This is a genomic window from Immundisolibacter sp. (assembly GCF_041601295.1).
Lineage (GTDB): Bacteria > Pseudomonadota > Gammaproteobacteria > Immundisolibacterales > Immundisolibacteraceae > Immundisolibacter.
Map to the genome: position 1 here is coordinate 1 of NZ_JBFIII010000101.1, position 9,822 is coordinate 9,822.

12 protein-coding genes and 1 tRNA gene are annotated in these 9,822 nt (G+C 65.6%); 8 read left to right on the forward strand and 5 right to left on the reverse strand.

All coding sequences use genetic code 11. From position 1 onward, the window contains the following. Positions 1-676, forward strand: a 676-nt coding sequence (locus tag ABZF37_RS11985) for an SRPBCC family protein (RefSeq protein WP_372720222.1), incomplete at its 5' end; no start/stop codon positions are given. 29 nt (positions 677-705) lie between these two features. Here ABZF37_RS11985 and ABZF37_RS11990 read toward each other — a convergent pair. Next, positions 706-1,521 carry an ATP-binding protein gene (locus tag ABZF37_RS11990; protein WP_372720224.1) on the reverse strand — a complete coding sequence of 272 codons (816 nt, stop codon included), beginning with the start codon at positions 1,519-1,521 and terminating at the stop codon, positions 706-708. A 103-nt stretch (positions 1,522-1,624) separates the two neighbouring features. Between ABZF37_RS11990 and ABZF37_RS11995 the strand changes: the two genes are divergently transcribed. Then, the gene (locus ABZF37_RS11995; RefSeq protein WP_372720226.1) at positions 1,625-1,978 is read left to right on the forward strand and encodes a VOC family protein; all 354 of its coding nucleotides are present in this window, start codon (positions 1,625-1,627) and stop codon (positions 1,976-1,978) included. A gap of 457 nt (positions 1,979-2,435) precedes the next feature. Next, positions 2,436-3,242: a GTP cyclohydrolase FolE2 gene (gene folE2, locus ABZF37_RS12000; protein ID WP_372720227.1), complete on the forward strand. Its 807-nt coding sequence runs from the start codon at positions 2,436-2,438 to the stop codon at positions 3,240-3,242. A gap of 12 nt (positions 3,243-3,254) precedes the next feature. Here the strand turns inward: folE2 and ABZF37_RS12005 are convergent, their stop codons facing one another. The 3 genes from ABZF37_RS12005 to rpsU are packed head-to-tail and all read right to left on the reverse strand — an operon-like array spanning position 3,255 to position 4,624. After that, the gene (locus ABZF37_RS12005) at positions 3,255-3,896 is read right to left on the reverse strand and encodes a TIGR02281 family clan AA aspartic protease (RefSeq protein ID WP_372720228.1); all 642 of its coding nucleotides are present in this window, start codon (positions 3,894-3,896) and stop codon (positions 3,255-3,257) included. Positions 3,897-3,941: 45 nt separating this feature from the next. Next, complete coding sequence (locus tag ABZF37_RS12010) at positions 3,942-4,388, reverse strand: GatB/YqeY domain-containing protein (protein WP_372720230.1); 447 nt, start codon at positions 4,386-4,388, stop codon at positions 3,942-3,944. A 5-nt stretch (positions 4,389-4,393) separates the two neighbouring features. Then, entirely contained in the window at positions 4,394-4,624 is a 231-nt protein-coding gene (gene rpsU / locus ABZF37_RS12015; RefSeq protein WP_372720232.1) for a 30S ribosomal protein S21, read from the reverse strand. Between the two features lie 142 nt (positions 4,625-4,766). On the opposite strand from rpsU, the gene tsaD reads away from it, so the two are divergent. Both tsaD and moaA read left to right on the forward strand, forming a co-directional pair. Beyond that, positions 4,767-5,801 carry a tRNA (adenosine(37)-N6)-threonylcarbamoyltransferase complex transferase subunit TsaD gene (gene tsaD / locus ABZF37_RS12020; RefSeq protein WP_372720234.1) on the forward strand — a complete coding sequence of 345 codons (1,035 nt, stop codon included), beginning with the start codon at positions 4,767-4,769 and terminating at the stop codon, positions 5,799-5,801. A gap of 8 nt (positions 5,802-5,809) precedes the next feature. Further along, positions 5,810-6,811, forward strand: a complete 1,002-nt coding sequence (gene moaA / locus ABZF37_RS12025; RefSeq protein WP_372720236.1) for a GTP 3',8-cyclase MoaA — start codon at positions 5,810-5,812, stop codon at positions 6,809-6,811. Between the two features lie 218 nt (positions 6,812-7,029). Here moaA and recQ read toward each other — a convergent pair whose 3' ends face one another. Beyond that, positions 7,030-8,838 carry a DNA helicase RecQ gene (recQ, locus tag ABZF37_RS12030; protein WP_372720238.1) on the reverse strand — a complete coding sequence of 603 codons (1,809 nt, stop codon included), beginning with the start codon at positions 8,836-8,838 and terminating at the stop codon, positions 7,030-7,032. Positions 8,839-8,976: 138 nt separating this feature from the next. Here recQ and ABZF37_RS12035 point away from each other — a divergent pair. The 3 genes from ABZF37_RS12035 to ABZF37_RS12045 form a co-directional block, all read left to right on the forward strand. After that, a tRNA-Leu gene (locus ABZF37_RS12035) sits at positions 8,977-9,063 on the forward strand. Between the two features lie 131 nt (positions 9,064-9,194). After that, positions 9,195-9,518 (forward strand): DNA-directed RNA polymerase subunit omega, encoded by a 324-nt coding sequence (rpoZ, locus tag ABZF37_RS12040; RefSeq protein WP_372720240.1) that lies wholly within the window; start codon positions 9,195-9,197, stop codon positions 9,516-9,518. An 89-nt stretch (positions 9,519-9,607) separates the two neighbouring features. Continuing rightward, positions 9,608-9,822: HD domain-containing protein (locus ABZF37_RS12045; protein WP_372720242.1), on the forward strand; the 215-nt coding region annotated here is incomplete at its 3' end.

The following is a 9,822-nucleotide window of genomic DNA, read 5'->3' on the forward strand; positions in this document are numbered from 1 at the left end:
CCAGCACCAGCACATGCGGGGCAACTGGAAGCTGTACGCCGAGAACCCGCGCGACGGCTATCACGCCAGCCTGCTGCACCTGTTCTTTGCGACGTTCGGGTTATTTCGGGCCAGCCAGAAGGGCCAGCTACACATCACCGAAGACGGTCTGCACACCTGCTTTTACACCTACGTCGGCAAGGAAGACGAGGCGGCCCGCCAGCAGGGCATGCAGGAAGCCGCCCACACCTACCAGGAAGGCACCTACAAGCTGGAAGACGGCAGCCTGCTAAAGGGCAGGATGGAGTGGGACGACGGCATCAACCTGGTGATCATCGACGTGTTCCCGATCATGATGATGCAGCAGATCGCCAACGTGCTGAACATCCGCCAGTTCGAGCCGCACGGCCCGGACGGCGTGACCGTGCACTACACCTTCTTCGGCTATGCGGACGAGGATCAGGAACTGACCGACATGCGCCTGAAGCAGATCAACCTGATCGGCCCGGCCGGGCTGGTGTCGATGGAGGACGGCCTAGCCATCGAGATTGTGCAGCAGGGCATCGCCAGGGACGGCGGCACCGAGGCCATCATCGAGATGGGCGGGCGCAGCGTGGCCGCCGATACCACCTTCATGGCCAGCGAAGACCCGGTGCGCGGGTTCTGGAACGGCTATCGGCGGTTGATGGATATGTGATGCCGGGGCGGGACTGGCTGCCGACGACTTCAGTCGACCGGCAGTGCCTCGACCGGCTCCCGCCGCCGCAGGTCCGCAAGCACCTTCACGGCGCTGGGCATGGGCAGGCCGCCGGTCGCGTCCGCCCGCAGCAACGGCGCCAGCGTGGTGCGCAGCACCGAGTACAGCCGCGGATGCTGTGCTTCCAGTTCCCCGAGCAAAGCCTTCATATGCTGGCGCTGGCGGGTCGCGGAATCGCAGGTCGGACAGTTATCCGGGATTACCGGCAGCGGCGCGCTTTGCGCAAAGGCCGCCGCCTGCCGCTCACGGGCATAGACCAGCGGGCGAATCACGCGCAGGTCACCGTCGTCATTGGTGTACGCCGCCGGCATGGCGCGCAGCTTGCCGCCAAAAAACGCGTTCATCAGAAACGTCTCGGCCACGTCATCCAGATGATGCGCCAGCGCCAGGCTGTTGTAGCCATGCTCGCGAGCCAGGCCGTACAGCTTGCCGCGTCGCATGCGCGAGCAAAAGGCACACAGGGTTTGCCCCTTGAACGAACCCTTGGCCGCTCGCGCCAGGCTGTAGCTGGCCTGGACGTACGGCACGCCCAGACTCTCGACGTAAGCGGCCAGCGGGCTCGGGTCGTAGCCGGGCATCTGCGGGTCGATGTTGGCCGCGCCAATCTGGAAGCGCACCGGCGCGCGACCCTGGAAATGCAGCAGCACATGCAGCAGGGACAGGCTGTCCTTGCCACCGGACACGCCGACCAGGATGCGGTCGCCGTCGCGGATCAGGTCGAAGTCCCGGATCGCGTCGGCAGCGGCGGCAATCAGGCTGCGCGGAGGTTTGACGGCTGAATTCATGACGAAATCGGGCTCGCGAGGGTTGCCGGCGGTGATTGTCCCACAGCAACCACCGGTGTCCTGCGTGGGACAATAGCGCCGATACCCGCCACCGAGACCCGCCATGGCCATCAGCAAAGTCACCAACGTCTACTACGTGGTACCCGACATGGACGCCGCACTGGCCTTCTACCGCGACACACTGGGCCTGGCAGTGAAGTTCCAGGACGGCGACAAGTGGACGCAGTTCGACGTCGGCGGCACCCAGGTGGCCATCGGAACTCCGGCGCCTGGACAGGTGGATCCGGGCCAGAACGCAACCGTGGTAATGCAGGTGGACGATCTGGCCGCCACGCGCGCGGGCCTGACCGCTCAGGGCATCGCCGTGAGCGAAGTCATCGGCATGGGCGGCCACGGCAGCTTTTTTACCTGCCGCGATCCGGCCGGCAACGTGGTGCAGTTCTTCGCCCGTAGCTGACCGCCAGCCACGCTCCAGGGTCCGCCAGTCCTGGGGGCCTGAAAGTCAGTTTGGCCGGTGGCCGCGTACGGCAATGATCGCAAACGCCCGCGCGCTGCCAGTTCCCACACTGGCTATTAACGCGCTCGCGCCCAGCGACACCCTGAATGACCCGAGCGCCAAGGCCATGATCATCGGGTATGTCACCAGCGCCAGAGTCAGCACGCACCCGCCATTCAAGGCAAACTCGTCCTGTGGGCCTGGGTGGCGAGCGTTGACCCGGTCGCGGCGCGACCCCGGACAGCGCAAGCGTGTACCACTTAGCGGTCCGGGCTCCTGACGTGCCCACGAGTGCCTGTGACTGGCGCCGCCGCCCGCGGCCGGTACAATCGGCGGACGTGGCCTACCGAAGCTGTCTCCACCGGAGTCGCTGACTTCCCCCTATCGGCGGCCCTGCCATGCCGTCAGGAAACTCACCATGAACAAGCCATCCGAGCCGGCCGTGCCGCAAATCGCTGATGTCCAGGCGTCACCGGACAGCCGCCGGCTGGACATCGACCGCGTCGGCATCAAGAGCATTCGCCACCCGGTACGCATCCTCTCGCGCAGCGGCACCGAACAGCACACGGTGGCCACCTTCAACATGTACGTGCATCTGCCGCATAACTTCAAGGGCACGCACATGTCCCGCTTCATCGAGATCCTGAACGGCCACGAGCGGGAGATTTCGCTGGGTACCTTCCGGGAGATGCTGCGCGAAATGTGCGAGCGGCTGGAGGCGCGCGCCGGCCATGTCGAGATGAGTTTCCCGTTTTTCGTCAACAAGGCGGCGCCGGTGACCGGCGTCAGCAGCCTGATGGATTACGAGGTCAGCTACATTGGTGAAATTGCCGGGGGCCAGGAGCAGCTCACCGCGCGTCTGGTGGTTCCAGTCACCAGCCTGTGCCCGTGTTCAAAGCAGATTTCCGACTACGGCGCCCACAATCAGCGTACGCACGTCACGCTGACGGCACACCTGCGCACACCCGTGTGGATAGAAGAGTTGATCGAACTGGTAGAGGCGCAGGCCTCGTGCGACCTGTACGGCCTGCTGAAACGGCCGGACGAGAAATATGTGACCGAGCGTGCCTACGACAACCCGAAATTCGTCGAAGACCTGGTCAGAGACATCGCCGGCAGCCTCAATCGCGACGAACGCCTGGCCGGATACGTGGTGGAAGCGGAGAACTTCGAGTCCATCCACAACCACTCAGCGTACGCGCTGATCGAAAAACCCGTCGCCTGAGCGCCAGCCAGCTCAATACTTGCGACGCAGTATCAGCGTGTCGTGCGCGTGCTCGATTTGTGTTCGGGACAAAAACGACATGCCCAGCAGCACCCGGCTCGGCTGCGGGCCGCTGATCACGACCGCCGCTACGTTAGGCAGCCTGATATTGCCAACGCTGACCTCGCTCAGAGTCACGGCGTAGGCTTCGGTGATGCCGCTGGCGGTTTCCACCAGACCCTTGTTACCGGCGCGGTAATCAATACCCAGCCGGCGGGCGGTACCGTCGTTGATAGCCACGGTGGTCGCACCCGTGTCGACCAGAAACTCCACCGTCTTGCCGTTAATGGCCCCGCTGGTCAGGTACATACCGCTTTGGTCGCGGTCGATGCGTACGTTGGGAACTCGGCCTGCCGGCAGCGCGCCGCCGGCGCGTCCGCCCAGCGGGTAGTCATGCACCTGGCCATCAATTTGCAGCTTGGCCGCGCCGGGTGTCAGTTGCAGCAGACGCACCCCTTCCGGGCTGGATTGCCCTACCTGCAACAAGCGACGCTGACCATCCACCTCCAACACCGCGGTTTTCCCCAGCACGGCCTGTAATTCAATCAGCGGCGCCGCAGCGACAGAGCTGACCCACAGGGCAGTGCCCAAAAACAGGAGCTGGCGGCGGGTCATGAATCGATGGCGCGCATATGGCACCTTGACTGTGCGGCCTGAGCCTCAGCCGCCGAGCAGCGCTTTCACGCGTTGGCTCAGCTCAGCCATGTCGGCACGGCCCTGGACCTGCGGCTTCAGGTGCGCCATCACGCGGCCCATGTCGCGGACACCCGATGCACCGGTGGCGGCAATCGCCCCGGCAACCAGGCGATCGATTTCGGCCACTTCCAGCCCCGCCGGCATGTAGCCCTGCAAGAGGCCAAGCTCGAAGCGCTCCTTGTCGGCCAGGTCGTGACGATTGGCAGCGTCGAAGTGACTGATCGACTCGCGCCGCTGCTTGACCATCTTGTCCAGCACCGCCAGCACCTGGGCGTCGTCGAGCACGATGCGCTCGTCGATTTCACGTTGCTTGATGGCGGCAGTGATCAGGCGCAGCGTAACCAGGCGCTCCTTTTCGCGGGCGCGCATGGCGGCCTTGACGTCGTCGTCGAGGCGCTGCTTCACGGACATGGCGTTCAGGTCAGGCGGGCACCGCGCGTGCGGCGTGCACCCCGGCCCGTGCGGGAGACTTTTTTCTGATGCCGCTTCACCGCCGCGGCGGCTTTGCGCTTGCGTTCCTGCGTCGGTTTCTCGTAAAACTCGCGCCGACGCGCCTCGGACAACACGCCCGCCTTCTCGCAGGTGCGCTTGAAGCGACGCAGGGCAACATCAAAGGGCTCGTTTTCGCGTAACTGAACGACCGGCATGCATACCTCGTGTGCCGACTGTCATCGGCGAAATGAATCAACACCGGCCCGAAGCTGCTCCGGAAAAGCCAGGTGGCGAAAAGTGCTAGATTCTACCGGCACTTCTGCCTTCGGCGAAAGTCGTACACCGGTCGGACACACCATGCTGGTTCTGGGCATAGAGACTTCCTGCGATGAAACCGGCCTGGCGCTCTACCACAGCGAGCGCGGCCTGTTGGCGGATGTGCTGCACAGCCAGGTGCCGCTGCACGCGCTTTACGGCGGCGTGGTTCCGGAGCTGGCCTCGCGCGATCATCTGCGACGCACAGTGCCCCTGCTGCGCGAATTGCTGCGCGAGGCTGGCATTGATATCGCTGAACTCGACGGCATTGCCTACACCGCCGGACCGGGCCTGATCGGCGCGTTGCTGGTTGGCAGCAGCATCGGTCGCAGCCTGGCTTTTGCGCAGGGCATTCCGGCGGTTGCCGTGCATCACATGGAAGCGCACCTGCTGTCGCCGCTGCTGGACGCCACGCAGCCGCGGTTTCCGTTTCTGGCGCTATTGGTGTCCGGCGGTCACACGCTGCTGGTACGGGTGGATGGTCTGGGCGCTTATACGATTCTCGGGGAGTCAGTGGATGACGCGGCCGGTGAAGCCTTCGACAAAACCGCCAAGCTGCTTGGCCTGCCCTACCCCGGTGGCCCGGCGCTGGCGCGGCTGGCGCAGGACGGGCGCAGCGCGCGCTTTACCCTGCCCCGACCCATGACCGCAAAACCTGGCCTCGACTTCAGCTTCAGTGGCCTGAAGACGCAGGTGAGGTTGCTGATCGAGGCTCACCCACAGGAAGAACACCGCGCCGACATCGCCCGTGCCTTTGAGGATGCGGTGGTCGACACACTGCTGATCAAGTGCCGACGCGCGCTGGCCCAGACCGGCCTGCATACCCTGGTGGTGGCCGGCGGGGTGAGCGCCAATCAGCACCTGCGGGCGTCCCTGGCAGCTGCGGCGAATGCCGACGGCTTTGAGGTGCGCTATCCGGCTCCCCAGCTGTGCACGGATAACGGCGCCATGATTGCCTACGCCGGCTGCCTGCGGCTTATGGCCGGCGAGCGCGTCGGCCCGGATTGCGGCGCCCGCGCCCGCTGGCCACTGGCTGAATTGCCGGCGGTGCAATCCCGATCGGGCGGTTTGTTATAGTCGCCGCCATGAGCCCCGACACCCCCACACAGACCCTGATCGACCCGTTCCAGCGGCGCATTGAATACGTGCGCGTGTCGGTGACGGATCGCTGCGATCTGCGCTGCAGCTATTGCATGCCCAAGGGCTTCGACGGCTTCCACGAGCCGGACGACTGGCTTACCTTCAGCGAGATCGAGCGCGTGGTCGGGGCCTTCGTGCGCCTCGGCGTGCAGCGCATCCGCCTGACCGGCGGCGAACCGCTGGTGCGCCGCGACCTGCCGGACCTGGCCAGCCGCCTGTCGGCCCTGCCCGGCCTGAGCGATCTGTCGCTGTCCACCAACGCGGTGCGCCTGGACAAGTTTGCGTCGGCGCTCAAGGCGGCCGGTGTGCGGCGCGTCAACGTAAGCCTGGACTCGCTTCGCCCGGACCGGTTTGCGGAAATCACCGGCGGCGGCAAGCTGCACAAGGTGCTGCGCGGCCTGGAGGCGGCGCGGGACGCGGGTCTGGCGCCGGTCAAGATCAACATGGTCGCCATGGGCGGCGTCAACGACGACGAAATCGAGGACATGGTCGCGTTCTGCGCCGAACGGGACTTCACCCTGCGCCTGATCGAAACCATGCCGATGGGCGACACCGGTCGCAACGCCACCGGCCAGTACCTGAACCTGCAGACGGTGCGCGAGCGCCTGAATGAACGTTTCGACCTGATCCCGGACCTGCAACCGGGCGGCGGGCCCGCACGCTACTACCGCGTGACCGGCTCGAAAACCACCATCGGCTTCATCACGCCGATCTCGCAGCACTTTTGCGAAACCTGCAACCGCGTGCGTCTGGCCGCCGACGGCACGCTGTACCTGTGCCTGGGCCAGGACAACAGCTACGAATTGCGCCCCATGCTGCGGGCCGGCGCCAGCGATGCCGAACTGGAAGCCGCCATTCGCAGCGCGATTGGCCTGAAGCCCGAGCGGCATGAATTCCGCGAAAAGCCGGAAAAAGTCATCCGCTTCATGTCCATGACCGGCGGCTGATGCCCGGTCCGGCTAGCGCTGAATAAATCCATCCTGGCTTTCTCAGCGCCCGCCATCGGAAAAGCGTGGTTTTCCGATGACTCACAAAATCAGTGGCTAACCCCCACGGATTTTGGCAGCGCATCCGTGCGCTGCGGGAAACACTGAATCCCTCAGCGTTTCCCTACGCGGCGGGCCATCCCTGGCCCGCAGGAAACGCCGACCACTCCGGCGTCTTCTCAGCTATTCGCCACCGTGCGCAGAACGACCAGAAAATCCGCCCCGTAACGGTCCAGCTTGGCCGCACCGACGCCGCCGATCTGCGCCAGCTCAGCCAATGCCTGCGGCCGTTCGGCGGCCATCTGCGCCAGCGTCGCATCGTGAAAAATCACATAAGCGGGCACGTTGTGCGCCTCGGCCAGGCGCCGCCGTTCGGCCCGCAAGGCTTCGAACAGCGCCTGATCAGCCGCCGGCACCGCGGCCTGGCCACCGCCGGCGCGTTTCTGGCGACGGCGAGCGATCGCCGTCGCCTCCTCCCGCAGAAGCAGCGCCTGCTCACCGCGCAGCACCGGGCGGGCCTGCTCGGTCAGACGCAGGCTGCCGTGACCCTCAATGTCCACACTCACATAGCCGCGCGCCACCAGTTGCCGGTAGATGGCCCGCCACTGCGCCGCCGGCCGCTCCTTGCCGCGTCCGAACACCGCCAGTGTGTCGTGGCCAAGGCTGGCGATGCGCGGATCGTCCCCACCACGCAGCACGTCGATCAGGTATCCGGCCCCAAAGCGCTGGCCGGTGCGGTAGACGCACGACAGGGCGAGCTGGGCCGCCACGGTGGCATCGAAGGTGGCCGGCGGGGCCAGGCAGTTGTCGCAGTTGCCGCAGGGCTCGGCCATCTGTTCGCCGAAATAGTTCAGCAGCGCCTGGCGCCGGCAATCGGTGATCTCGACCAGGCCCAGCAGAGCGTCGAACTTACCCTGCTCGACCCGCCGCCGCTCCTGGGGCACATCGCTGTTGGCCAGCAGCTGTCGCACGCCGACCACATCGGCCAGGCCGTAACCCATCCAGGCGTTGGCGGGCAGACCATCGCGACCGGCGCGGCCGGTTTCCTGATAATAACTTTCGATGTTCTTGGGCAGGCCCAGGTGCGCCACAAAACGCACGTCGGGCTTGTCGATACCCATACCAAACGCCACCGTGGCCACCATCACCAGCCCATCCTCGCGCAGGAAGCGGCGCTGGTTGGCGGCGCGCTGGTCGGCCGGCATTCCCGCGTGGTAAGCCACCGCCACCCGGCCATGCTTCTCAAGCCAGGCGGCGGTTTCTTCCACCCGGCGCCGGGTCGGGCAGTAGACAATGCCGGTGTCGGTACGGTGGCGGGCATCCAGAAAATCCAGCAGCTGGTCCCGCATTCGGTCGCCCTGCTGGATGTGGTAGCGGATGTTCGGCCGATCGAAACTGGCGGTAAATATCGCCGCGTTGTTCAAGCCCAGTCGCTTCACGATGTCGCGCTGCGTCGGGCCATCGGCGGTGGCGGTCAGCGCCAGTCGTGGCACGCCGGGATAGCGCTCGCCCAGCACCCCAAGACCGAGGTACTCGGGCCGGAAATCGTGCCCCCACTGCGATACGCAGTGCGCCTCGTCGATGGCGATCAACGCCGGATGCGCGACCTGTAGCAGCTCCAGCGTGCGCTCCCCGAGCAACCGTTCCGGCGCCATGTAGACCAGATCCAGCCGCCCGGCGATGAGATCTTTTTCGATGGCTGCCGCCGCGCCCGGCGGCAGGCCCGAGTGCAACGCAGCCGCCGCGACGCCAAGCTCCCGCAGCGCCGCCACCTGATCGTCCATCAGCGCGATCAGCGGCGACACCACCACACCGACACCGGCCCGCACCAGCGCCGGCACCTGGTAGCACAGAGACTTGCCGCCGCCGGTCGGCATGATCACCAGCGCATCACCACCGGCCACCGCACAGTCGATGATGGCCTCCTGCTGACCCCGAAACGCGTGGTAGCCGAAGGTGGCGCGAAGAATGTCAGAGGGGCGGGGCATGGCCGCCAATTATGCGGTGACTATGATTCAGCGCGTCGAGTAGCTGCGCGCAGAGGGCATGCAGACCAAGCAACGCGCGTTCAGCGGCACCAAACGTACCGGCGCACCCCCTGCTAACATGCGATTTTCACGCCAGACGCCCGGATGGCGAAACAGGTAGACGCAAGGGACTTAAAATCCCTCGGCCTTGCGGCCGTGCCGGTTCGAGTCCGGCTCCGGGCACCATTTTGTATTGGCTACGTGACGACTGCGCGCCACACGAGTCCTTGCGATGCCACGGACACAGGCACGCCAGGTCGAGCTTGACATCCTGCTAAACTGTCGCCTTCGCTTCACGCACTTTCAGGTTTATGCCCATGGCCCGCATTACTGTTGAAGACTGCCTTCCCAAGGCCGAAAGCCGCTTTGATCTGGTGCTGATGGCAGCCCGCCGGGCGCGTCAGTTGTCGCTCGGCCGCACACCCTTGGTGGAGCCTGAAAACGACAAGCCAACGGTGATTGCCTTACGCGAAATTGCCGCCGGCAAGATCGACCGCAGCGTGATGGAGCCTGAAGAATTGCACCTGTTCATGACGCCCGAGGAGTTGGCCGCGGAGCGCGACGCCAACGGCTGGGAGCAGGCAGTCGATGCGGCAGCCCGCGTCGAGGGGCCCGTGCCCGAGGCGGGCGAGGCGCCCTGAGCGCACCCGCACAAGCGGTCCAGGCGAGCGGCTTCGAGACACTGGCCCGGCAGCTTGCCGCCTACCTGACGCCGGACGACATTGCGGCGATACGCCGCGCCTATGCCTACGGCGAACGCGCCCATTCCGGCCAACAGCGCCAAACCGGCGAACCCTATATTGCCCACCCTTTGGCGGTCGCCACCATCCTGGCCGACCTGCACGTGGATGCCGCGACCATGTGCGCGGCCTTGCTGCACGATGTAATCGAGGACACCACCGCCACCAGCGCCGAGGTGTCAGAGCAGTTCGGCGAGGAAGTCGC